The sequence below is a fragment of the Ureibacillus sp. GCM10028918 genome (assembly GCF_042666115.1).
In the GTDB taxonomy this organism is placed as follows: Bacteria; Bacillota; Bacilli; order Bacillales_A; family Planococcaceae; genus Ureibacillus.
Genome location: NZ_JBHTFK010000034.1, coordinates 1 through 25,663 on the forward strand (window position 1 = coordinate 1; position 25,663 = coordinate 25,663).

General features: G+C 38.6%; 22 protein-coding genes, 1 tRNA gene, 1 other RNA gene and 1 riboswitch. Of the genes, 2 read left to right on the top strand and 22 right to left on the bottom strand.

All coding sequences use genetic code 11. From position 1 onward, the window contains the following. Positions 1–348: 348 nt before the first annotated feature. The 14 genes from ACFQU5_RS16555 to ffs form a co-directional block, all read right to left on the bottom strand. Complete coding sequence (locus tag ACFQU5_RS16555; protein WP_390290251.1) at positions 349–618, bottom strand: pro-sigmaK processing inhibitor BofA family protein; 270 nt, start codon at positions 616–618, stop codon at positions 349–351. Between the two features lie 66 nt (positions 619–684). Then, positions 685–900, bottom strand: a complete 216-nt coding sequence (locus ACFQU5_RS16560) for a YaaL family protein (RefSeq protein ID WP_390290254.1) — start codon at positions 898–900, stop codon at positions 685–687. Between the two features lie 184 nt (positions 901–1,084). Then, positions 1,085–1,681, bottom strand: coding sequence for a recombination mediator RecR (gene recR, locus ACFQU5_RS16565; protein ID WP_390290256.1), 597 nt, complete (start codon positions 1,679–1,681; stop codon positions 1,085–1,087). A gap of 12 nt (positions 1,682–1,693) precedes the next feature. Beyond that, on the bottom strand, positions 1,694–2,008 hold the full coding sequence (locus tag ACFQU5_RS16570; protein ID WP_301139749.1) for a YbaB/EbfC family nucleoid-associated protein: 315 nt from the start codon (positions 2,006–2,008) through the stop codon (positions 1,694–1,696). A gap of 87 nt (positions 2,009–2,095) precedes the next feature. Continuing rightward, positions 2,096–3,871: a DNA polymerase III subunit gamma/tau gene (gene dnaX / locus ACFQU5_RS16575; protein ID WP_390290260.1), complete on the bottom strand. Its 1,776-nt coding sequence runs from the start codon at positions 3,869–3,871 to the stop codon at positions 2,096–2,098. Between the two features lie 207 nt (positions 3,872–4,078). Next, the gene (locus ACFQU5_RS16580; RefSeq protein ID WP_390290263.1) at positions 4,079–6,676 is read right to left on the bottom strand and encodes a VWA domain-containing protein; all 2,598 of its coding nucleotides are present in this window, start codon (positions 6,674–6,676) and stop codon (positions 4,079–4,081) included. After that, positions 6,660–8,411: a vWA domain-containing protein gene (locus tag ACFQU5_RS16585; RefSeq protein ID WP_390290266.1), complete on the bottom strand. Its 1,752-nt coding sequence runs from the start codon at positions 8,409–8,411 to the stop codon at positions 6,660–6,662. Before ACFQU5_RS16585 ends, ACFQU5_RS16580 begins: the two co-directional genes overlap by 17 nt. Before the next feature lie 11 nt (positions 8,412–8,422). Further along, entirely contained in the window at positions 8,423–9,301 is an 879-nt protein-coding gene (locus tag ACFQU5_RS16590; RefSeq protein ID WP_390290269.1) for a DUF58 domain-containing protein, read from the bottom strand. Continuing rightward, positions 9,298–10,293, bottom strand: coding sequence for an AAA family ATPase (locus ACFQU5_RS16595; RefSeq protein ID WP_390290272.1), 996 nt, complete (start codon positions 10,291–10,293; stop codon positions 9,298–9,300). The genes ACFQU5_RS16590 and ACFQU5_RS16595 overlap by 4 nt, the downstream gene beginning before the upstream one ends. Before the next feature lie 14 nt (positions 10,294–10,307). Further along, a complete protein-coding gene (locus tag ACFQU5_RS16600; protein ID WP_390290275.1) occupies positions 10,308–11,744 on the bottom strand; it encodes an AAA family ATPase in 1,437 nt (478 codons plus the stop codon). Between the two features lie 13 nt (positions 11,745–11,757). Next, the gene (locus ACFQU5_RS16605; protein ID WP_390290278.1) at positions 11,758–12,621 is read right to left on the bottom strand and encodes an ABC transporter permease; all 864 of its coding nucleotides are present in this window, start codon (positions 12,619–12,621) and stop codon (positions 11,758–11,760) included. Beyond that, positions 12,618–13,553: an ABC transporter ATP-binding protein gene (locus ACFQU5_RS16610; protein ID WP_390290363.1), complete on the bottom strand. Its 936-nt coding sequence runs from the start codon at positions 13,551–13,553 to the stop codon at positions 12,618–12,620. Before ACFQU5_RS16610 ends, ACFQU5_RS16605 begins: the two co-directional genes overlap by 4 nt. Positions 13,554–13,555: 2 nt before the next feature. Further along, the gene (locus ACFQU5_RS16615; protein WP_390290281.1) at positions 13,556–15,946 is read right to left on the bottom strand and encodes a hypothetical protein; all 2,391 of its coding nucleotides are present in this window, start codon (positions 15,944–15,946) and stop codon (positions 13,556–13,558) included. A gap of 459 nt (positions 15,947–16,405) precedes the next feature. Further along, an RNA gene (ffs, locus tag ACFQU5_RS16620) (signal recognition particle sRNA large type) lies at positions 16,406–16,672 on the bottom strand. Positions 16,673–16,974: 302 nt separating this feature from the next. Here ffs and ACFQU5_RS16625 point away from each other — a divergent pair. After that, positions 16,975–17,067, top strand: a tRNA-Ser gene (locus ACFQU5_RS16625). 359 nt (positions 17,068–17,426) lie between these two features. Here ACFQU5_RS16625 and ACFQU5_RS16630 read toward each other — a convergent pair. After that, complete coding sequence (locus ACFQU5_RS16630) at positions 17,427–18,683, bottom strand: cation:dicarboxylate symporter family transporter (protein WP_390290284.1); 1,257 nt, start codon at positions 18,681–18,683, stop codon at positions 17,427–17,429. A gap of 132 nt (positions 18,684–18,815) precedes the next feature. Continuing rightward, positions 18,816–18,967, bottom strand: a riboswitch (cyclic di-AMP (ydaO/yuaA leader). Positions 18,968–19,284: 317 nt separating this feature from the next. Then, complete coding sequence (locus tag ACFQU5_RS16635; protein ID WP_390290287.1) at positions 19,285–19,911, bottom strand: RraA family protein; 627 nt, start codon at positions 19,909–19,911, stop codon at positions 19,285–19,287. Between the two features lie 199 nt (positions 19,912–20,110). Here ACFQU5_RS16635 and ACFQU5_RS16640 point away from each other — a divergent pair, with 199 nt between their 5' ends. After that, positions 20,111–20,491, top strand: a complete 381-nt coding sequence (locus ACFQU5_RS16640; protein WP_390290290.1) for a sodium:proton antiporter — start codon at positions 20,111–20,113, stop codon at positions 20,489–20,491. 46 nt (positions 20,492–20,537) lie between these two features. Here the strand turns inward: ACFQU5_RS16640 and ACFQU5_RS16645 are convergent, their stop codons facing one another. From ACFQU5_RS16645 to ACFQU5_RS16670, 6 genes are all read right to left on the bottom strand, one after another. Next, positions 20,538–21,419: a transporter substrate-binding domain-containing protein gene (locus ACFQU5_RS16645; RefSeq protein ID WP_390290293.1), complete on the bottom strand. Its 882-nt coding sequence runs from the start codon at positions 21,417–21,419 to the stop codon at positions 20,538–20,540. A 12-nt stretch (positions 21,420–21,431) separates the two neighbouring features. Then, positions 21,432–22,175 (bottom strand): amino acid ABC transporter ATP-binding protein, encoded by a 744-nt coding sequence (locus tag ACFQU5_RS16650; RefSeq protein WP_390290296.1) that lies wholly within the window; start codon positions 22,173–22,175, stop codon positions 21,432–21,434. A 15-nt stretch (positions 22,176–22,190) separates the two neighbouring features. Continuing rightward, positions 22,191–22,868, bottom strand: a complete 678-nt coding sequence (locus ACFQU5_RS16655) for an amino acid ABC transporter permease (protein ID WP_390290299.1) — start codon at positions 22,866–22,868, stop codon at positions 22,191–22,193. After that, on the bottom strand, positions 22,849–23,514 hold the full coding sequence (locus ACFQU5_RS16660) for an amino acid ABC transporter permease (protein ID WP_390290302.1): 666 nt from the start codon (positions 23,512–23,514) through the stop codon (positions 22,849–22,851). Before ACFQU5_RS16660 ends, ACFQU5_RS16655 begins: the two co-directional genes overlap by 20 nt. 19 nt (positions 23,515–23,533) lie before the next feature. Then, positions 23,534–24,760, bottom strand: coding sequence for a threonine synthase (locus tag ACFQU5_RS16665; protein WP_390290305.1), 1,227 nt, complete (start codon positions 24,758–24,760; stop codon positions 23,534–23,536). 268 nt (positions 24,761–25,028) lie between these two features. Next, entirely contained in the window at positions 25,029–25,592 is a 564-nt protein-coding gene (locus ACFQU5_RS16670; protein WP_390290307.1) for an LOG family protein, read from the bottom strand. Positions 25,593–25,663: the final 71 nt, after the last annotated feature.

A 25,663-nucleotide genomic window follows, 5' to 3' on the forward strand; every position in this document is an offset into this window, starting at 1 on the left:
AACATCTGCTGGCATCAATTTTGATGTCCAAAATTTTGTTTCTCTAAATTAATAGAAGAAACTATGTTTCATTAACGTTTTGTTGTTCAGTTTTCAAGGTTCATCGCTATCGCATTATCTTCGCGACAACTTTTAAATTGTATCACCTTATCCATATCGGTGTCAAACATTTTTTACAAAAAGTTTTTCAACACTTCATTGATAGACAACTTCCATATCATATCAACTATTGGAGCTAAAGTCAATAAATAATTTTCTTCGCTTTATAGTAAATTTTTGATGTGTTTTAGTGACTTGTATTAATATATCACCATTATAATGCAATTGCAATAGATTTAGACAAAAAAATTATTGGAGTACTGTTAATACTCCAATACAAAGAACGCCTGGTATCCCTAAAATCGTTATTGTCAGTGCTGAAAACAAATTGACAGGGACAACTATATCATACCCATCTACTATAATATGAGCTATGTACAATAAAGCAAAAGAACAAGCAAGTTTAAACCAAAGAATCGCCAATTTTTCAAAAACAACACCGAATCCTACTTTTCTTCCTATTAATATACCTAAAAAAAGTAGCGCACAAACAACACCAATTGCTATGTATGTTGTCAAATATGTCTCCCCTTTACGAATATCTATTCATAGGAGCATATGCTTTAGTGGCTACCCTTAGTATGATTATTTAATTAATATTTTTCGAATTCGTGCTTCTTTAAATAAATAGAAATGAATACTTTCCGCAATTTTCCGATTTGCGATGACCTCTAAATTATAATCATCTACAAGATCTTCAATCACTTTGGCACTACTCCAGTCATCTTTTGTCTCTTTTATAAGATTGACTAGCTTTTCATCAAATTCTCTCTTTAATTTCCCTTTACGACTAAATATCACACTACTCCACTCACCTTATACTACTAATATCATGGGACAACAACGCCTAAATCATTTTTTTGTTGGAGTTGTATCCAGAACAAACTATGTGCGAAAACATGTTATTAAAACTAATACAAAAAGAGTGGGTAAACAATTGCAACAAATCTCACTGTTAACGCTTTTAAAAGGTGATGAAAATTCCCTATAATTCGCGGCGGCCTTCCAATGCTTTTGATAAAGTAACTTCATCCGCATACTCTAAATCGCCGCCTACCGGTAAACCGTGTGCAATGCGTGTTGTACGAATTCCGGATGGTTTTACAAGACGAGAGATATACATAGCTGTTGCTTCCCCTTCAATTGTCGGGTTTGTTGCCAAAATAAGCTCTTTTACCCGTTCATCTTGTAAGCGTGTGATTAAAGAAGGTACATTGATATCTTCCGGCCCTACTCCATCCATTGGTGAGATAGCACCGTGCAAAACATGATAAAGTCCTTGATAATCACGCATTTTTTCCATTGCAATCACATCTTTTGGGTCTTGAACAACACAAATTGTCGATATGTCACGCTGTTTATCAGAACAAATGTGACATGGGTCTACATCTGTAATATGCCCACAAACAGAGCAATACATTAAATTTCTTTTTGCATCGATTAAAGCTTTAGCAAAGGTTGATACCGTATCTTCTTTCATGGTTAAAACGAAAAATGCCAGTCGAGCCGCAGTTTTCGGACCGATACCTGGCAATTTCATAAAGCTATCAATGAGCTTTGATATTGGTTCAGGGTAATACATTTATGTTTCCTCCTAGAATGGAAGGTTTAATCCTTGAGTGAATTTACCCATTGTTGATGAAGTCGTTTCTTCTACTTTCTTTAATGCTTCATTTGTAGCAACAACGATTAAGTCTTCTAACATTTCTACATCTTCTGGATCAACTACAGATGGATCTAATTTCACGCCAAGTACTTCACGTTGACCGTTTAACGTAATTGTTACCATACCGCCACCAGCAGTACCTTCAAATTCCTTTGCATTTAGCTCTTCTTGAGCTTGCATCATTTCCTTTTGCATTTTTTGCATTTTCTTCATCATACCTTGCATATTTCCCATACCGCGCATAATAAAATTCCTCCTAATATTATTTAATTTTTTAATTTGGATCAGATAAAATTTATACTCTTGAAAGCAGTGCACCAGGATTTTAAGTTAATCTTCGACTACCTCAACAAAATCCTTACCAAACATCTTCTCTGCTTCTACAATCAAAGGGTCCTCTGAAGCAATTTCTTGTGCATCATCAATAAATGGTTCCTCGTCATTGTCTCTATCTACATTTGACCCATCTTCTGAAGTTCCTGTTTTCTGATTCAGACCGTTTTCTTTAATAAAATTTTGACGCAGGGTCATCCAATCGTTTTCAGGTATGCATAGAATCTCATACATAGTTCCTGTCAATTGAGATAAACTTTGAGCGAAAAGGCTAGTAAACTCTCTGTTTTCGGCAACCATTCGACAATGTATATCATACTTGAATTTTATCACAAATGCACTACTTGAAGCAGCAACAGGCTCTGCTTCTGCCAATAGTGCCGCTTGCGATTTTTGCAGCTGATTCAAAGACTGTGCCCATGCATTTTTTATGTTATGAATATCTTGCTTTGTAGCACCTTTTAACACTTCGCGAATACGGCCAATGGGTGCATTGAAGTTATTCGATTTAGCACGAGGGCGAGCTGCCTCTTTCTGCTGAACACCGCTATTCACTTGTACCTGAACACCATTTTGGAGCTGCATTGTTAACTGTTGCACCATTTTTTCAAGATTCGCTACCTTTTCATTAATGGCAGAATCTATTACCACACTGCCTACTTGGGCTTGAGCACTTACTGCACCGCTATTCGGGATTTGCGCCATCTTCAAAAGAGCAGTCTCCAAATAGATTTTTGTATGATGAGAGAAGCGCATTTCTTGTTGTGTTTTAGATAGTATATCGATATATCCGTAAAGTGTATCGGCACTAAATTCATGTGCCAGTTGGATAAACTTGTCCTCAGGAGATACAAGTTCCAGCAACTCTGTTAGCTCGCTGCTTGTTTGTAATAACAACAAATCTCGGAAGAACGTAATTAAATCCTCCGCTAAGCGCAGCGGATCTTTTCCATCCGCAATTAGCTCTTCTATAGCAGTTAATACTTTGGCTATTTCTTTTGCCTTTAATGACTGTATAACCTCATAAAAGATATCTTGGCTAATGGAGCCACTTACAAGTAAAGCATTTTCTAGTGTCAACGTTTCGCCGCTAAATGAGACAACTTGGTCCAATAAGCTTAAGGCATCACGCATCCCACCAGCTGCAGCTTGTGCAATTACTTTTAACGCCTGTTCCTCATAAGGCAAATTAATATCCTCTAATACCACTTTCATTCGCTCTAAAATATCATTTGAGGATAATCGCTTGAAATCAAACCGTTGACAGCGTGAAATAATTGTTGCGGGCAATTTATGAGGCTCTGTTGTCGCCAAAATAAATACCGCATGAGGAGGTGGTTCTTCCAGTGTTTTTAATAGTGCATTAAAAGCACTTGTTGAAAGCATATGCACTTCATCAATAATGTACACTTTAAAACGTGCATTCGCCGGAGCAAACCTTACCTTTTCAATGATGTCACGCATTTCTTCAACACGTGAGTTGGAAGCAGCATCAAATTCAATCACATCTGGATGCGAACCTTCTGTAATGCTCAAGCATGTTGGACATTCGTTACAAGGCTCACCGGACGGAGCTTTTTCACAGTTTAATGCTTTTGCAAATATTTTCGCTGTACTTGTTTTCCCTGTTCCACGAGGACCTGAAAAAAGGTAAGCATGTGTTGTTTTATTTGCTAGCAGCGCATTTTGAAGGGTTCTTTTTACGTGTGTTTGACCGGACATTTCCCGAAAGCTTTGCGGCCTATAAACACGGTAAAACGCTTGATATGTCAACTATTGTCACCCCTTCTCTTTTCCCTTTAGTCTAGTAGCTATATTATATCATAGGTGTGCGGCTCTTTTCCCTTCCAACGGTAAAATTGCCATTCAGTTTTTATAAAATTAGTCACCGAAAAAATAAGGAGCCACTAAGTTCAAATAGCAGCTCCTCATTTATATAAATTCCAATGCAATATGTTCAAATGTTACTTTTTTTAAAATTTATTTCTTCTTCATTTCCTTCAGCAGCTGAGCGACATTTGTTTCTTCGGCAGGCATTTCGGCTACCGTCGAGGTTTTCTTCACTCGTCCGGAAGTTTGTAGGAAGCTCCATCCAATTCTCCGAATCGTAATATCAATAAAGAACAATAGCATACTCGCTAAGACAAGCCACAATGTAATACTTTGTTTTTCTGCACTCTTCATTGTAAATTCACGGAAGGTCTCGGTTGGATCATCTAACATTTCCCCGCCAGTTCTCTCTGTCATTTGCGCTAATAACGTTTCGTTTGGTGGATGTAGTTGATATTCCTTACTATAAGGAATTGTTCGACCGGCTTGATAAATTGTGCCGTCTCCACTTGTAATTCGGAAGAAAACTAGTCCCGGATTCGCTTCAACTGTAGCGCGCACTTTACTCGCAGACATAGGTTCCATTTGAACCTCAAGTTCTTCACCAAACTCATTGACAACGGCTATATCCAAAAGTGCCGCCTGGTTGGTTGGATCGGTGATGACAAATGACCCTTGTGCATCCAGGCGGATATCATAGGCAATTTCATTATAGGTTGGCAGCATTCTTGAAACTGCTGTTTGCCAGAAGTTTGGCCATTCCTCCCAACGTGCCCAGTCGCCAGTCCATACTCCCGTTGAATCCGATGTAAAGGCAATTGTCCGACCTAACCCATATTGCCATTCTGCCAATACAGGATCTTCTTTCTCACTTTCTGCTATTACCATGGCTGTTTGCTTTGCAGTTGTACCAATGTAAGCATTCATTTGTGGAACACCTGCTTCAAACAGCGCATCCCATCCTTCTGCACTATAAATAATAGGATAGAAAGGATTGTCTTCGATATATGTTCTTGATATCATTGCCGTTTCCCGTGACAGAATGGAAGGTATGGTCGTTTCATCGAGGACACTATAGAAACGTCCACTTCCCCACTCGCTTAAACTTTCCAATAAAGCGGCATCCGCATCGGCCCCAATGGCAACAGTGGATAACGTAATATTATTTTCTTTTCCAGCTGCGATTAAGTCTTCATAACTGCTAGCTGTATAAGACTGGCCATCCGTTAGCAAGATAATGTGCTTCCGTTGCAATTGGAGGTCTGTTAAATTTTCATAAGCTAACTCCAATGAGGAATAGATTTCTGTCCCGCCACCTGGAGCGATTGATAAAATCGTATTTACCGCCTTTTCTTTATCCGTGAGAGGTGCTGTTTCTATAACTTCCCATGGTCGGTCATCGAAAGCGATAAAACCTAGAGTATCTCCATCCCGAAGCAATTCCACGGACCGAGCTGCTGCTTCTTTTGCTAACTCAATCTTAGGTCCCATCATACTTCCAGAGCGGTCAAGGACAATCGCCAGTCCAAGGGAAGGTAATTGCTGTTTCCCCTTCACTTCCATTTCAACAGGTAAAAGTGCTTCTATCGGAGTTTTAAAATATCCTCCAAGACCAAAGCTGTTTTCACCGCCGACCATCATAAAACCGACGCCGAAATTTTTCACGGCTTGCTCGATAATACTCATTTTCCCTTCACCAACAAGGTGTCCAGGGATGTTATCAAAAATAATCGCATTATAGTGTAAAAAGCTTGATAGAGAATTCGGTAATTCACTGGAGGAGATTACATCATAATTGACTGAATTCGTCCCAATCGCAGAAGCAATGGATGAACCTTCTTCTCGGTCACTAACAATCAAGATTCTCGGCGTACTTTGCACCATTGTGACACTGGTTAATTTATTATTTTCTAAAATGGCATCCTCATCCACTTGGACAAGGGCTTCATACTTCACCAACCCTTCTGCCTGTCCGACATGACGGTAGGTAAATACATTTGCTCCTTCTTCTAGTTGAACTGGTTCCTGATAGATGAGTTGATCATTTTCGTATAAATAAAGTTCCCCTTGTGTGGCTGTTGTTGATTCAATTTCTGTTACTAGTTGTTGTTGTTCCCCAGCATATGCTACTTGAGGTGTTGTAAAGCTTTGAATCGAAACGTCCGCCGCTACATTTTGGCTTAACTGAACAACATCAATTGAAACATTTGAATCCGTTAACTTTGTTAATTGCCCTACTGCATCACCCTTAGTTTCTAAACCATCTGTCAACAAGACAATACGCGTTGCCTTTTTTAGGTCTACAACTCCAGTAGCCAGTTGTATTGCCCGCGCAATATTTGTTTCTCCTTTATTTACCATATCACCTAGTTCCGGAACATGCTCTAATGTTTCCGTTAACATCGACTCTGTTTGGAGATTGGATGCAAAGGAATACACACCTACACGATGCTTTTCTTCCTTCGATTGCAAGCTTTCTTCTATAAAGGAAATTGCTTGATCTTCTATCCCCTCCAATGACGCAGAACGGTCAATTAAAAATACAACCTGTTCTTCTTTAACCGGCAGCAAAAGGTATGGAGAGCAAATCGCAAATACTAATAGGATAGCTGCAAGAATTCGTATACCAAAGACGATTTGTTGATTCTTCTTTAATTGCTTTCGATGTTGCCACCATGTCCAAATGAAATAACCAATAAGAGGAATGAGCAGCAATAGTGCCAGTGGGTGATCAATTCGCAAATCCACGTCTTCTTTGCACCTCCCACTCTAGTACAAGTAATAAAAGAATCGGTATTAGTAACCATTGTACAAATGATTTCTTGGTTGTTTCTTCTTCTCCACCGTTTTGAATCGTTCCTAATTCGAAGCTAGTTCCTTCTTGTATTGAACGTTCTCCACTTGAGAGCTGAACAATAAATTGTTTTTCTTCTTCCTTTGAATTGATGGTGTAAGCTCCCGGAATGGTCGGAGCTCTAAACTCACTTCCCCCTTCTACAGAGGAGATATACTCATCCTCGCTGGAATAAATCGACCATTCCCCCATTGATAGTGAAACAGCTCGACTTTCATTCGGAGAAAATGTACCTAGGTTTTGTGTTCCTTCCATTAACTCATTTTGAATCCCCCATAATAGAAGCGGGAATGAAGGATGAAGCGGCCAATCTGTCTGCCCGATATCGGCTAAAATCACTATATCTCCTCTTGATGACCGTTGAACAAAAGGTTTTCCATCAATTGTTGCAATCGTTGTAAAGTCATCAAAAGCCGGATAGAGCGAACTAACATAGACATCTTCTAATGAACTAAAAGCAAATAACGAGTCCTGTGAAACATCCACAAGGGCGTTTACCTCTTGAGCATCTACATCATCCCGTCCAATCAACACGATTGGTGAGGAGGATTTTTCAAGAAGTTCTTTTTGATTTGTCACGATCATTACATCCTCCATACCCAATAACTGATCTGAAGGGACAATTTTCACATCTGTATTCAAAGCTTGAAACCCCTTTTGAACAAGCTGATGCATTTGTTGGTCAATTACAATTTCCGACGTTCCACTTCCTATCAAAGTGACCATCGTATTGTCCATTTCATAATCATCTTCTACTTGGATCGTTGCAATTAATAAATTCGTCAAAGGAAGGCCCTCAAAGGTTTTGGACCATTCTTCTCCGACTTGCAGCGTAACCTCCTCTTGAATGACTCGGTTATCCTCTCCATCCAATATAGAAAGCTGAACTACTTTTGTACTTTCCGCCTCATTTTTTAGCCGGACAAGAGCTAAAACCGTATCTTCTAATGCTGTTGCTGCTAATCGGGTAATCGATACATTTTCAAGCTCTTTACTTGCGCCTTTTACGACCCACGTTACTTTTTCACTTTCGATTGGAAGCTCTTCACGTTCAACCGAATCCGTAAATAAGTAAATAGAGGTTGCCGATTCACCTATAAATGCTGTTGCCATATCAAATGCTTTAGATAGTTGTTCTTCTTCATATGTTACTTCTATATCTTCAATCGCATTATGTATGACGGATCTTCGTGTTTCTTGACGAACGATTGTTTTCGGTTCATCTCCAGTGGTTATAATCGTTACTGGCCGACCGTTTAAAGCCGAAGCCAAAGTCTTCATTTCTTTTTTATGGTGATCAAAAGTTGTACTTTCTCCATCCTTAGCAAGCATACTAGCTGACGTATCCACAATCCAAATTGACTGTTCCCCTGCAATTTCTGTTGTTTTAACAAATGGATTCATGAGAGCGAGTACAAACAAAATAAGGGCTAATAGTTGCAAATAAAGAAGGGCATTTTTTTGTAAGTGCTTTAAATAAGGCGAAACTTTTGTTTCCTGCATAACTTCATCCCAAAAGAGAGTTGAAGAGACAGGCTGGTCCGTATATTTTTTACGGAAGAAATAATAAAGCAGGACGATAACCGGTATGAATGCGGTCCATAAAAACAGTAGATTAGTAAATCCCAAATAGCTTCACCTCACTGTACCCAATGCGATTTGAGTAATTTATGGAAAATGGCATTTTGTAACCCATCCTCCACTACAAGTTGTATTTTACGAATTCCAAAACGATTGGATAAAGCATCAAATTCTTTTTCGTGCGCTTCTCTTGATTTTTCATAGGCAGCCAACACACGATTTGAAACAGACACATTCACATCCCGTGCGGTTTCAGCATCAATTAAACGGACATCTCCTTTATAGGAGGGATTCAATTCATTCTCCGTCAAAATTTGAATGCAGCGAATATCCCCTGCAAATCGCGGTAATCGCTTGAAAAATTCCTCCCATTGGGCTATTGGTTCAAGCCCATCTGTAATAACAAATAGAACAGTACTATCCTTAGGCAATACTTTGAACCCTTCCCGCGCAAAACTGCTTGTACCGTTTGCTTTTTCCAAACCGGAAACAATTTGCAAAAAGTGTTTTCTGTAGGTTGCGCCTTTGCGTCTGAAGGGAAGAGCACTCATTTCTCCTACATAAGAAAAGGACAGCCGATCATCCCGATTAAGCACCATTAGTCCAATAGCCGAAGCAATTTGTCTTGCAAACACCCACTTCTTTTCTTCATTCATTGACCGCGTAGCATCCAATAAGATATGTACCCGCATCTCTTGCTCATCTAGAAACCGTTTAATAAAGTATTTTTCCGTCCTTGCATACACATTCCAGTCGACCTGCCTCACATCATCCCCCAATGTGTATTCGCGAAAATCAGAAAAATCAAGGGACGAACCGAATCGTTGAGAACGATTGCCACCTTTATGCTGCCCCCGTAATTTAGAGGAAGTTGCTATGGATAAGCGACTAATTTTCGAAACCCATTCATCAGGTAATATTAATTTTTGATTATTCATAGCCCCACGCCTTGTTGGATTGAATTCAAAATACTTTCGATTAAATCATCTGACGTTTTTCCCTCTGCTTCTCCTTCATAATTCATCATCATTCGGTGACGAAGAGCTGGTTTAGCAACTGATTTAATGTCTGCAATCGATACATGGAAGCGCCCTTGCATAACTGCACGTGCTTTTGCCAATTTAATGATACTTTGCAAGCCACGAGGACCACTTCCATACATCGCATATTGCTGAACATCCGGCAGAGCCATTTCTCCTTGTGGATTTGTAGCGACAACTAGATTCACTGCATATTCCATCATTTCATCTGCAACCAATACTTCTTTTACCATCTGCTGTGCTAAAATCAGACCGTCACTGTTCATCACTTTATCTAATTCCACTTCTATCGCACCCGTTGTACGTTTCATAATTTCCATTAATTCTTTTTTAGATGGATAAGGGACTACTATTTTGCATAAAAAGCGGTCCATCTGTGCTTCCGGCAATGGATAGGTTCCTTCCATCTCAATCGGGTTTTGCGTCGCTAAAACAAAGAAAGGTTTTGCCATTTTCTTTGTATCTCCTAAAATCGTAACGGTTTTCTCCCCCATTGCTTCAAGCAAGGCACTTTGCGTTTTGGGTGTTGCCCGATTTATTTCATCCGCTAAGACCATCTGGCTAAAGAGCGGTCCCGGCTGAAAGACAAATTGCTGTTTTCCGTTCTCTGTTCGCTCAATAATATTCGTCCCCGTAATGTCAGTAGGCATTAAATCCGGAGTGAATTGAATACGGGAAAAGGATAGATCCAATACTTCTGAAATTGTTCGTATTAACATTGTTTTCCCGAGACCTGGCAAGCCCTCTAACAAGGCATGACCATCGGCTAATACGGAGTACAGTGTAAATTCTATGGCTTCTTCTTGCCCAACTATGAATTTCCCTATCTCTTGTTTTACCAGCTGTAATTCCTGACTTATTTCGTTATATTGCTGTTCACTAAAAGGCATTTCGTAGAACCTCCTTATTCCGACTCTATGGAAGAAAAATATGATTGTACAATGTCTTGCAAATCCTTTGGTAGCTGCATTCTCTCTGAGCTTTCTAAGTAGCTGTCCTTATAGTCCCCTATGACTTCTTCATAAGGTCGAACCGTTCCTTTTTTAACCGGAACAGGTCCTTTCTGTTCCCCAACCGCTGTTCCTTCACCTAGTGAACCACCATCAACGGTTGTTTCACTGCTACCACCCACTCGATCTGGAATGGAAAGTAAATCGCGGTCACCCTGACCTACTCCAGCTCCAATTCCACCCTTGCCGCTTCCTATTCCGCCATTTCCACTTCCTTGCCCAGAACCAGCGCCGGAACCGTTGCCGGAGCCATTTCCTTGACCCTGACCTTGCCCATTTTGACCAGAAGCGCTATTGTTTCCTTGGCTTTGTTGACCAGAGTTCGCATTATTTCCCGTATCTCCTTGTGACTCTTCTTGGTTTCCACTTTGTTGTCCATCACCTTTACTTGAAGAATCACTCTGTTCATTTTCCGAACTATTTTCCGTTGACTCCGAGCCAAGTTCACTAGCTATGGCATTTTGCAGATCAAAGCTAATTGGTTTTCCAAGCTTACTTAAGGCCGTTTGAGTACTATTGGCAGTATTAGCTATTTCTTTTTGCAGTTCCATAAGCTCTTCTAGCTGCTTTTGCTCTTTTGCACTTATGCCGTCCGTTCCTTCACTACTATCCTGCTTTGCCAACTCTTGCTTTTCCTTTAATTTTTGCTCCTGAAGCTTTAATTCCTTTTGTTTCTTCACTACTTCCCGCAAGGCTTCCTCAGAGGTTTCAATTTCATTTAGTTTGTTTTGCAATTCTTGCAACTGTTTTTTTGTTTCTTTTATTTCAGATTTTTTCTCAAGTTCTGCTACCTCTTTTTCCAGGTCATTGATAACATCCTGCTCTTTTTCTATCACAAGGGCTTGCTGCTGTGTTGCGGAAGGGAAAATAGATAGAGCTCCCATCGCGATTAAAACTACGACAATTCCCACCAACACCTTAGGCTTCCAAAGAGTTTTTTCACGTTTCATAAATTGTTCAAAAGCAACTGGTGATTCTTTTATCGCTTTTTGAATGATGGAACCTACTAATGGATTCGACTCATCCTCTAAGGAAAGAGCCGTCACTAGCTCATTATGAGGATAGAAACTATCTAAACGATGCAATGCCTCTTTTTCTCGAACTCTCTTCCACCAAATATAAATAAAGGCTGCCATGAAAATTCCGATTCCCACATAGATTGTGGCATCCCGGTAATAAGGAAAAACAAATAAACGGGAAACTAGTAGAATCGCCGCGCTTAGAGAGAAAGCCAAAAGTATTCCATATTGCAATTTAGGAAGTGAATGCTCTAAATTTAAACTTTTTTTTGCCCGATGGATAAATTGCTCTAATGATTGACGGCGATTCATCTCCTTTTCCTCCTTATCTGTTTGTTTTCATATTCGCACGTAATTTACGAATGGCAATTAATAAACAAAAAACTGTCAATAGCACATAGAAGATTAAATAGCTCACCCAAACTGGGATAGAAATTCCAACTACCGTCTCCAGGCTTGTTGCCATTTCAGGATAAAGAATTGTTATCATCAATGCTCCCGGATTAATACTTGCCCAAAAATATGAAATAGGGGAAAATGGCGTTGCATTCGGCTGGGGTGTTCCCGAATACATGAACATTTGCTCCATGGACATACCCACAAAAAATAGGAAAGCCGTAATCCCCCCTAAGAAAATCATTGCTCCATAAGTAGCGATCATTGATACAATCGTTCTTTTCGTGATGGTTGAAAACATAATCCCAATACTTCCGATTGCAATCAGTGTCACCAAATAAAATAGGAAGATTGTAATTAACTGTGAAGGTGCGACTCCACCAAACAAAAATACAAGACTATATAAAGGCAAGCCTGCCAACAGCATTAATACTAAAAATGCCACTGACGATAAAAGCTTTCCTACAATAATTTGTGTGGAGCTTTGAGTTGTTGTCAGTAAAATATTCAATGTTTGTTTTTCACGTTCAGTACTAATTGCTCCTGCAGTTAAGCCAGGGGTAATGAACATCACAAGCCCCATTTGAATCACACTTAGAACAGCAAACATCGTAAAGCTATCACTCGGTCTAAAAAAGGCAGTACCCGAAAACTGTGTGTAAATTAGTAAGAACCCCGTAACAAAAATACATAAAACCGCTAAGTAAAACATTAATCCTGAGAAGCTTTTAAAGGAGCGGAATCGTAATTTTAATTCCTTTAACAAAACTGGATTTGAAAAGCGTTCCATCATTGTTCATCCGCCCCCTTCGTTATCGCCATAAAGACATCTTCTAGATCCTTTTCCTCTTCTGTTAATGAGAAGATCGAAATATCCGCGAGTAATGCTTTTCGTAAAAGATTTACTTGCTCCTTAGTTTTTCCGCGATAAGTAAAGGCGATTTCGTTTTTTCCATGTGTTACTTCTATTGAACTAATTAATGGGTCCTCTTCAAAAAAGGCGCGGGCCTTTTCGATATTATCCATTACCTTTACAATGATGCGTTTATCCCCTTGCAATTGGTCTTGAATTTGAGCAACATTGCCATGGGCGATTAGTTTTCCATTATCGATTACACCTATTTCATCACACATTTCCGCAAGTTCCGGCAAAATATGCGATGAAATTAAGATTGTTTTCCCCATTGATTTTAAGTGCTTTAAAATATCTCTCATTTCTACTCGGGCACGGGGATCTAAACCGGAAGCAGGTTCATCTAATATTAATACCTTCGGATCATGAATAAGTGAGCGAGCCAAACAAAGGCGTTGCTTCATACCACGCGATAGTAAGTCAACATATTCATAGCGTTTCTGTGTTAGATTCACGAGCTCTAGTAATTGCGGAATGAGTACTTTTCGTTCTGCTGCAGGCAGTCCATAGCTCGCCCCGTAAAAATCTAAATATTCATCTGCCTTCAACTGGTCATAAACACCGAAAAAGTCAGGCATATAGCCAATTTGTTTGCGTACCTCTTTCGGTTCGCGTACAACACTTTTTCCATTGATAAATGCATCCCCGGCAGTTGGTGAAAGGAGCGTGGAAAGTATAGAAAATGTAGTGGACTTTCCTGCACCATTCGCTCCTACAAAGCCGAATACAACACCTTCATCCAATGATAAAGTTAAATTATCTAATGCCGTAAAGGAGCCATATTTTTTCGTTAATCCTTGAATATCCACCATCATTATTGTGCCACCCCTTTAATTTCAACATCAGGCATTTTAACAGGTGACCCCATATCATCCGTTAATCGAACAAGGATTTTCAATTGACCCTCTGATGATATATATTGGTCTAAATTTTTTGTGTAACTTGCACTTGCATCTTGAATATCTTCAAATTGGGATGTACTCCAATTCCAGACGGCAAGTGATGTGCGATCGGAGGCTTTATTGGAGATTGAAACTTCTGTCCAAGATGTGCCATCCAAAAGTTCCTCAGGGGCCGAAATATTGAAATTATAATCCCCTTTATCCAAATACCACTCATTTGTTGCATCATTCATCAATTCCATATAGCCGGATCCATTTGTTGGTTCTAGGTTTTCTTCCAAAGATTCTTTATCCAGAGTAAATTCGCCTGATAATTCGATTGCCGGCTCAAAGGACTGAGCAATGTAGGCTACCGGCGACATTTTTGCATTCCCATCAAGTTCGATTCCTACTAACGCCTCTTTTGTCCAGGCAGTTATAGCCGGTAATCGTTCTCCCTCTATCAGTGCACCAACCCCATACTTCAACTTTTCTAGGCGAACTGGCATTAGATCATCCTTGGATTGTGCTTGTGTGTAATTATAATTTGAAAAGGAAGGTGCAAGTAAAACAGAGTTTTTTACTTCTTTCGATACTTCAAGCGTTTCGTTCGCTTCTATATCCCCTAACTCAATCTCCCGAGTTCCAGACCATATCGCCACATCATTTAATTTGAATGGGAAGTGGTTTGTAATGCTTCCTTCGACTTTTCCGTCCTTTAGCGTTAACTGGATATCCATATTCCCTGCATTCTCTATCTTCGTCTGCCCCACAACGGATTGAACAGACCAGTAATTTAAGTTTTTCAAATTAATAGTAGAACCATTTGCATGCTCTTTTACATAGGATTTTTCATGCAGTACACTCTCGGATGGATTTGAATAGAAAGCTGAATTTCTTGAAGCTACGGCTGTCGTATTTTCATCTGTAGTAAAGGTAAAGTCTCCTCCGCGATTTGTTAAGATTGACTCCACGTAATGCCCAACAAGATTTTCGCCTTCCACTTTATAAAAGGCGGACTGTTGAATTTGCGATTGCAGCAAACGATCCTTTGCCCCGAATATGAACATACATAGTGAAAGTCCAATCGATAGGACCGGGATAATCCACCAAGCATGTTCCCGTTTATCCATTCTTTTTAATACGAAGTAAAGTAACGGTCCAACTAATAAGATATAAACGATTATTGTGATCACAAGCAATGTTGTCGATACTTCAAAAGAAGGGAATAGTTCATTCACACTCCCGACTTCAGAAGGAAGGTACTCATTTATGCCACCGTAATACATTCCAAACGAATTATTTTGTCTTGAGTTTTGCAAATTCAACATTGGAGCAATTAATTTTGCATAACCATCCATTCCCGAAAGTGGTTGGTCGCCTAAAGAGAAAGTTGTTTGAATAACACGTCCACTACCTAACAACCTGCTTGATGCGAGGGTTGTATCTCCATCTGCAAGCAAGCGAACACTTCCCTCTTTTTGCTGAGCCTGATAAACTTCAATATCTTCTGTAAAGATTCCCTGCTTTGATAGTGCAGTTAAACTTTCTTTTGAAACACTGACCCTTTCATTTGAAAGGATTAAGGGCAAATGGTCTTTAAACAGCCCTGCGGATGCCTCCACTTGATCGGAAGCACCGATTAGAAGCGTTCCGCCATTTTCTACCCAATTGTATAGTGCTTCTTGCTGCTTCTCTGAATAATCAGCAAGACTTACTTCATCCACCGCGATAACATCTGCCATCTCTAATCCTTTTGTATCTGATGGCAATTCAAAACCTTTCAACTGATTAACATGGAAAACTTCCACATTATAAGTTGAAAATTGTCTTAACCGTTGTAAAGCAGATAATCGGTCACTGTTTTCAGTCAACGTATAGATAAATGAAGCTTCTTTTTCATGAAATTGTGGACGCACCACTTTCGTACCTGTATATTCCACAGGTTTTCCCTTTTCAATGCCACCTTCATAAAAGTAAAATAGATTGGCTTGTTGATTTCCACTGTACAAATAATCATCGGACAATCCATTTAAATAGAGCTGAATGGTTTTTGTTTCTCCTTCTGCAAGATCTAATGGATAGACCAATCCCGATCCAACAGAGTATGACTCGGCCGCATCAATGACTAAATCACCCGAAAACGCTGAGCCGTTATTAGTGATGGTTAATTTGACCGGTAATGGTGTGTGGTATTTCACTTTATTGGATATTCCCGCCTCAGCATGAACATCTAGTTGAGGTGCTGCACTCGCACTATCTATATGTAGGAAACTAATAAAAAATAAAAATAGCAGTACAACTGGTATTAATCGTTTTAACAAAACTTAACCCCCTTTTTCCTTCTTTAATTGGTACGTTAATTTTACAATTAAGTTCCATTATTACCAAATAATTAATTATTTTTTAGATTTTGTTCGCATTGTTCGTAATACTATAATCGTTAGTAATAAATTTCATTACTTAAAATTTGTTTATAAGAAAAGTTCTAAATCAGCAACAATTATTATTTGTTTGACTAGATTAGAATCTTTTATAATATTTGTTTAGGTAGGCGTGCTAAGCACAAAAAAGTTGTAGCTTCTAAATCTTTCGTATAAAGTGCGCAGCTTACATAGGAGAATGGGGACTATGGATAGGATAGTTTTCTGAATACTAAATTTATGAGGAGTATTATCTGTTGGCGAAAATTTTTTCCACAACAAAAAAAGACAAAACCAACAGTTAAGTTGATTTTGTCTTAATATGTGCCTGCATGGCATGGCTTAATATGTATATTAAAGCCGTGCACCTTTCTTCGACAGCCGTACATAAGCGTTACTCTTGTCGCCAGCTCAGGTTAGGCTACCCCGCGGCACATGGATGAAGCCACTTAATGCTGCTTCCTTCCGGACCTGACATGGTTCGTGGGTATCCATTGCGCAGGACCCAACCTTCAACGCTACGTGCAAGAGGCAGACCAAACATACGGACAGCCTCAGAAAAGGAATTCAGTCTCGCTAGAGCGGATTGCGAGTTACAGGGCACCGCTACCTCCCCACCTAGCACGGCATAAATTAGTATACTTTATACCAAGGGGTAAATGCAATGTTTTGTTCTGGTTATTTTGGAAATGTTATGTTTTTCTATTAAAGCACATTTATTTTGAGTTATTTTCATATCTTTATATTATCTTTTTTGAGGAAAACAATCTTTCAACAAAATACTTTAGTTTTTATTGAACACTCTTTTCAATATATTTGATGATAGCAGAAAGTTTTTGCCAATCTCCAATAAAAAATCGTATAAAACTATTGACCAAGGTTATAATACATGATATATTATTTCTTGTCGATACAGTTCGACATTATACGGAGGCATACCCAAGTCTGGCTGAAGGGATCGGTCTTGAAAACCGACAGGCGGGTTACACCGCGCGTGGGTTCGAATCCTACTGCCTCCGCCATTTTTTTATAAACATTCAACTACTTAACCGTTTCTTGTGTATACGGTTTTTTATTTTATTAAACGACTTAAGAGGTTTTTTACCTTTTAAGTCGTTTTTTTGTACCTTGATAATTTACGACTGTCGCAAGTTTTCGTCGCAGTCAAAACAAGTATACCTAGGTTTACATCGCTTGCAAGGATAATTCCCCATTAAAATCGCAAACCTTCCATCTCAGATTGGGTACCTCACCGTTTTACTCTAATCCTATAGCCGACTTTCATTATCAAATCATCATCCAAGCCTAAAACAATGAAAAAAGACTATCAGCGCTAAACGCCGATAGTCTCGAATGAATATTTTTATACAATATCGCTTTATTAAGCTTTTTGAGTGTTTTCAACTTCAGTATTAGGGTCAAATTGACCTTCCCATTTAGCAACAACAAGCGCTGCCAATGAGTTTCCTACTACGTTAACCGCAGTACGTCCCATATCTAGAATACGGTCAATACCTACGATAAACATTAGACCCTCTGGTGGTAATCCCATTGTGCCGAACGTTGCCAATAATACAACGAATGATACACCTGGTACACCAGCCATACCTTTTGATGTAACCATCAAGACTAGCATTAACATGATTTGTTGACCAATACTTAAGTGAATACCGTACATTTGAGCAACAAATAGTGAAGCGATTGCTTGATATAATACCGATCCATCTAAGTTAAATGAATAACCTGTTGGAATAACAAATGTTGAGATATGCTTTGGTGCACCAACTTGTTCCATTTTGTCCATAATTCTTGGAAGAACCGTTTCTGAACTCGATGTAGAGAATGCCAAAATTAGTTCTTCTTTAATCACTTTAATTAATTTAAAGATACTGTACCCAATGATTTTAGCCATAATACCTAATATAACAACTACAAAGAAAATCATTGTTCCATATACAGTTAACGCTAATTTAGCAAGCGGGATTAACGATGCAAAACCATATTTGGAAATTGTTACTCCGATTAAAGCGAAAACGCCAATAGGAGCGTACTTCATAAATAAGTTTGTTACATAGAACATAGCATGTGATATACCTTCAAAGAAGCTTAATGCCGTTTTCCCTCTTTCGCCTATCGCTGCGATACCAAGACCCAATACCAATGCAAAGAAGATAATCGCTAGCATATCGCCTTCAACCATTGCCTGAATAGGATTTGTAGGAACTATGTGAAGAAGTGTATCTACAATAGATTTCCCTTCTTGTTCATGTGAAGTATCAACATAACTAGAAATATCTGTTTGGTTTAGATTATTCATATCTATACCAGAACCAGGCTGGAATATATTAGCGGAAACTAGACCAATTGCAATTGCAATCAATGTCATCCCGATGAAATAGGCCAATGATTTACCACCCAGTTTACCAACGGATTTCAAATCACCAACACCAGCAATTGCAACAATAATACTAGAAAGTACAATTGGTACAACAATCAATTTGATCAATCGGAGGAAAAGATCCCCGAATGGCTGTAAAACACTTTGTGCCGTTTCGCTTCCATAGAAGATTCCACCGACAACAATCCCTAAAATAAGACCGATAAAGATTTGCGTAGCTAAACTTAATTTGAACTTCATTAATTACCCCACCTTCTTGATGATTTTTAATTTAATTAATTACTCTGGTAAGGGAAACAAGTATATGAATGAAACTTATTAATATAATTAACACAAAAAAGCTTGTACCATCGACTAACTAAATCTCTTCATATCGCTTCCTTTAAACGCTTACGAGGTTAGCTTTCGGGTTAGGACTTCGGAAACAGTAAGCCCTTTCTTTTCAGAATTCACCTATAACGGAGACATCCGTATAAATCATTTGGGTCCCCCGCTCTTAAAATAAGATTAAGCGAAATATAGCTAATTAAATACTATCATTAATATACTTTAAAAGTAAATACTAGATTATTTCCATCTTAATACGCAGATCTAAAAGAAACAAGAGCGGCCAAGTATTCATGCGGTTCTTGATTGTCTCCTTGATACGGTTGTAAATTGCAGGTTATGTTGCAGGTAACACTTTAGCTGTAATCGTTATGTAGAAATAAGAATAACGTTAGATGGAGATAATATGGTATTATCATACAGAAAAAACAAAATAAGCCGCGATTTTCTTTCGCGACTTTTGAATGTAAGCAAACTCGAAATATTAAGTTCAGCTCTTTGCATATTCAACTTTTTATTTTGACAAAACCTTATCTAAGTAAGCACGAATGGATGACTCACCACCAGATAAGGCAACAGATTCACGCAGTTCATCTTTTCGCATTTTATCTTCTGCTTTACTTGCTATTCTTTCAACCTCTTTATTGGGAACGATTACAACACCATCCAAGTCGCCAACTATATAGTCACCTGGATGGACGGTTACACCACCAATTGCAACCGGTACACCTACAGCACCTCCCCCATTCTTAAAACCTGCCGCAACCGTTGTACCTAAAGAGAATACAGGAAAATTTGATTCCCGAACTGCTGCAAGATCACGTATAACCCCCTCTACAACGAATCCTTGTACCCCTACACCCTTTGCTAATGACATAACAAAATCCCCGGCTACTGCCCGGTTTGTATTTCCTTTTGCATCAATCACGATTACATCGCCCTTTTGTGCTTTACTTATAGCTTCTAAAACAGCCCCATTCTCTCCATCGGGCAACCTTACTGTAAGAGCCCGTCCAGCTATTTTGAAGTGATCACTAAGCGGTTTAATGCTACTAGCAACATTTGTATACCCGCCTATTGCATCTGAAATAGCCGTCGTAGGTAAACCGAATAACCTTTGTTGAATAATAGTTGTTTCCAATTCTACCGCCTCCTAATTGGCTAAATATTGTAATAATTCAAATAATATAGGAATATTAGATTAAGTTAAATAAAATTTTTTAATTAATTTAGATATCGGTAGCCCCATTAAAATAGCGCAGACTGGATAAAATGTGATTGAGGATGCTCTTCTTATAAGTTTTATTGAACATACATAATGACAATAAGGAGTGACATGTATGAAATCGAATCGATTAGTAACACAATATCAAAGGGATAACGGCGAAGCAGGTTACAAGATGACAACATTTGAAATTGATGTCATCGCAAAATCGACTGGAGGACTTGCTCCTACCATTTTATATTTTCACGATAATCAGGATGTCACAGATGACATTCGTTCCCTCAGGTTTGGGGTAGACTCACCTTTTACCTTTATCGATGATTACGGACAATTTCAAACCATGTTATATAAAAAAGAGCAACAGGCACTTAATAATTTATATGATACGATTAGTATTAGGCCTAAAAATATGTCAACTCCAAAACAAATCTTGTGGAGCTTCGGTGTGTTGCTTTTAATGACAATTCCATTATTAGTAGCAATCATACTGCGATAACTGAAAACCCCCTGTATAAGCAGCATCTACAGGGGGGTTATTCTATTTATTCTTCTATTTTTCCTTCTACCACTACATCATCCGCACTAATATTTTCACCAAAAGCGGGCTTTAATGTTTCATCATATGCTTTGTGGAAGAATTGCTCTTCTCCAAGAGCTTCCAGTTCAGTATTTAACCATTCAAGTAGTTCAGTATTCCCTTTTTGAACAGCGGGAGCAATATAATCTAAATCTCCTAATGAGGATAGTGCTACAGAAAAGTCTGGGTTTTCATTTGCCCAGCCAAATAATAATGCATTATCCTGAGCCATAGCATCTCCACGTCCATCTTTTAATGCCTCAAAAGCTTCTGTGTTTTGATCATATTTTACAAGTTCAATTTCTGGGTGATTCTTCATGAAATACGTTTCTGCTGTAGTTCCTTTTGTGACAATCACTTTCTTTCCTTCCAATTGCTCTACAGACTCAATTGCAGCTGAATTTGGAGAAACAACACCAATCGCTACTTTCATGTATGGGTTAGCAAAATCCACCTGTTCTTGACGTTCAGGTGTTACTGTAAAGTTCGCTAACACTACATCTACTTTGTCGGATTTTAATAAATCCACGCGTGCTTGTGCTTCTGTTAACACATACTCTACTTTTGATTCATCACCTAGTAAATCCTTTGCAAGACGTTTAGCAAGTACCACATCATAGCCTTGATTCTCCCCATTTGCATCAACATAACCGAATGGTGGTTTATCACTAAACACGGCAACACGCAATGTGCCGCGTTCCTTAATTTCATCAATCGCCGATGCTGTTTCTTCAGTAGTGCCTGATTCGTTATCAGCAGTTCCAGAATCTGTATCACTGTTTCCGCATGCTGCTAAAATAATCATTGTCAACGCAGCAAATAATAGCACTAATAATCTATTTTTCATCCCTTTATCCCCCTAAAATTGTAATATATTTAGAAATTGTTGAGCACGCTCGGTTTGTGGATCGGAAAAGAATTTTTCTGCTTCTGCTCGCTCGTGTATCTTCCCTTTATCCATAAAAATAACTTCATCTGCAACGAGTCTTGCAAAGTTCATCTCATGGGTTACGATCAGCATAGTCATTCCTTGTTCTGCTAACTGTGCAATTACATCCAATACTTCACGGACCATCTCTGGATCAAGTGATGCGGTTACTTCATCAAATAACATGATATCTGGATTAATACATAAGGCTCTAACAATTGCGATACGCTGCTTTTGACCTCCAGATAATTGTCTAGGATAATCATTTGCTCTATCTGCTAAGCCAACACGCTCCAAAAGTTCTTTTGCTTGGGTCTCTACTTCATGGCGCGGTCGTTTTTGTACTTTCAATGGAGATAATAGAATATTCTCCATAACGGTTAAATTGGGAAATAAATCATAACTTTGAAAAACCATGCCAATACGTTGACGTACATTTCGCCAGTTCGTGGATTTATCAATCAGGCTCTCGCTTTCTAGTAATATATCTCCACCTTGTACTTCTTCCAACCCATTAAGACATCGCAAGAAGGTACTCTTTCCACATCCCGAAGGCCCTAAAATTGCGATTACTTTTCCTTTTTCAACCTGTAAATCGACCCCATTTAGGACAGTCTTTTCACCATATTCTTTAATAAGTCCCTTCACTTGCAGAATCGGAACTTGTTCACTCATTATTCTAACAACTCCTTAAGCCGCCCATTTTTGTTCGAGCTTTCTTGAAAAGCGTGATAATGGGAAGCAAATACAAAAATACATAAAAAATATAATACCGTATATCCAAAACGAGGCTGATGGATATTCTAGGTTATTTACTTCTATAATTTGCTGTCCTACTTTGATTACTTCAATTACGCCAATCATCGTTAATAAAGAAGTTGTTTTAATCATCCGTGTAATTAAATTGATCATTGGTGGAATCGATCGTTTCGTTGCTTGTGGGATGAGCACATAACGATACATTTGAACCGGACTTAGCCCGAGAGCTTTACTCGATTCAACCTGATGTTTTGGCAGTGAAATGATTGCTCCACGCACTATATCGCTCATTTCGGCTGTCCCCCATAAACTAAAGACAATAAGCGCAACCACTTCAGAACTTAGATTTATGTCGAAATTGGCAGGAACAATATAATAAATGACAAATAACCAAACTAGAATCGGTATGATTCGAAACAGTTCCAAATAAATTCGGAACGGAATCTGGACAAGTTTATTTTTGGATGTTCTTATTACGCCTATAATAATTCCTAATGCGATTGAAATCACAACCGCTATGAGCGCGACACGCAAAGTTACGAGAAGTCCCAAAAGTAATCGTTGCAAATTTATACCTTCAAAAAGGACACTAATTCCCGAATTCAGCATGTCGAACTCTCCTTTCCAGCCAAGTTAAGAACAATGTTAAAGGCAGTAAAATGATTAAGTATCCAATAACCAACATGAGTAAAGCTTCGTTTGTTTTATAAAAAATACCCATCAAATTTTTTGTAGTGTTCGTCAGCTCTAAAATGGCAATTCCACTAAATACCGACGTTTCCTTTAAAAGAAAAATACAATTCGCACTAAAACCTGGAACACTATAGGAAAATGCTTGTGGGATAATTACATAACGCATTAATTGTAGATTACTAAGTCCGATTGCTTTACCCGTTTCGACTTGGGATTTAGTAACAGCTTCCATCCCTGATCGGAATACCTCAGCCATATAGCTTCCTCCTAAAAACGTCAACCCGATAATGCCGCAAACTTCCCCACTTAGAGTGATTCCTACCTTTGGCAGTCCATAGTACAAAAAGAATAATTGAATTAATAGCGGCGTATTTCGTGCTATTTCTAGATAGAATTGAACAATGTTGCTTAATGCTTTTATTTTGAAATACTGAATTATACTGCAAATCAATCCAACTATAATTGCAAAAACTATCCCTATAAAAGCAAGTTTTAGCGTTAACCATAGTGCTGTTTTATAATGAGGGAGTACATCAACCATATATTGCCAATCGAATGTCAAATTTTCCACCATCTAACAATTAATTATTTACTAAAATCTGCTGACCAGGCTGAAGTGTTTCGACACCTTCAACTTCAACAGTTTCAGGATATTTCAGTCCCAATCCAGTATTTAAGCAGACAACATGCTCATCCTCTTGAATCCAGCCTTGTTCACGCAATGTTTTAGCTGCTGCAAATGTTGCTGCACCTTCTGGGCAAATAAAGTTTCCTTCTAATGATGCCACTTGTTTTTGGGCCTCTAATAATGCTTCCTCAGAAATCGCGATAGCACATCCATCAGTTGCATAAATCCCCTCTAATACCAAGAAATCACCCAACGCTTTTGGCACGTTGATACCAAATGCACATGTAGTTGAATTCTCGAAGAAGATAGATTCTTTTTCTCCCTTTTTCCAAGCGTCAACAATAGGTGCACATCCTTCTGCTTGAACAGCTACTAAACGTGGGAACTTTCCATTTTCAATCCACCCTAATTCCTGCATCTCCAGAATCGCTTTGTAAATTCCGATAATGCCTACGCCACCGCCAGTTGGATATAAAATCACATCTGGCACTTTCCAGCCGAATTGCTCAACAATCTCATATCCCATTGTCTTTTTACCTTCAATACGATAAGGCTCTTTTAATGTAGAAGCATCATAGACTCCTTGATTTTGGACTAGGTTTGCTACAACCTTCCCTGCATCACTGATTAAACCATTAATTAAATGTAGATCACCGCCTGAAATATAAACTTCTTTTCTTGTAATTTCAGGTGCGTCTAGCGGCATAACAATTGTGGCTTTAATATTTGCTTTAGCTGCATATAATGCCCAAGCAGCTCCAGCATTTCCGTTTGTCGGCATTGCCAATTGCTTAACGCCTAGTTCTTTTGCTTTCGAAATACCAACACTTGCACCTCTTGTTTTAAAGGAACCCGTTGGGATGACACCTTCGTCTTTTATATAAAGATTATTTAGCCCGTATTCAGCACCCAAAGTCGGGAGCTTTTCAAATGGGGTCATCCCTTCCCCCAACGAAATAACATCAGCTTGATTATGAACCGGTAGTACTTCATGGTATTTCCATAAAGTATTTGGACGATTTGTGATTTCTTCACGTGATACATTTGCTTTTACTTTTTCTAAGTCATAGCGTACTAATAATGGTGATCCACACTTACATAATTGTTGAATTTTATTTTCCTCATATGTTTCGCCACATTTCGGGCATTCTAAATGGGAGATATAACTAAATTTTGTCATCATCTTTTCCTCCTAAATAAAAAAGGCAGCAACTCGCCCCTAATTAAATACTAGGTACGATTGCAGCCTTTGGTTTTCCAATCAGCTTTATATGAAACTAACATAATCTTAATATCAGTTTTCCGATAAGTCAACTATGTTTTATGAATTTTCTTACTCTTCATACTATAATTACTAATATGAACAAACTCAGCGAATAAATAAAAAAGCCAGTAATAAGTAACATTACCACTAGCTTCTGTATCCCTTTATTATATTTGAACAGCAATTAGCTCCCTTTTTTCAGTAAAACATCTTGATGACTCATTAAAATAGTTAAAATCTCTTCAGCTGTTGTGGCAACCTTTAAAATCTCACGTTGCTCTTCGCGAATAAAGCCTTCTTCAATCATCTTATCAAAATGCTGAATAAGGGCATCGTAAAACCCATCGATATTATATAGAATAACAGGGTTATGATGTAAGCCAATTTGAGCCCAAGTAAAGACCTCAAAATACTCATCCAGCGTGCCACAGCCACCTGGCAAAGCAATATATGCATCCGATAGATCGACCATTTTCTTTTTTCGAACGTGCATCGATTCAACAAAATGAATTTCTGTTAAGTGTAAATGGGCAATCTCGCGTTTTTGTAAATGTTCGGGCATAATCCCTATAACCCTACCATTGTGTTCTAACGCCGCATCAGCAACTGCGCCCATTAACCCAATATTCGAACCACCATAGACAATTCCAATTTTAGATTTCGCTAATGTCTCACCTAGCTCTTTTGCCTTTTCTATATAAACAGCTTTCTTTCCTGTTTGTGAGCCACAGTAGATCGCAACGTTCATTTTTATTCCCCCATAGATCAATTTGGTATAATACAAGTATACTGCGTAATTATTAATACTTTGTTAAAAAG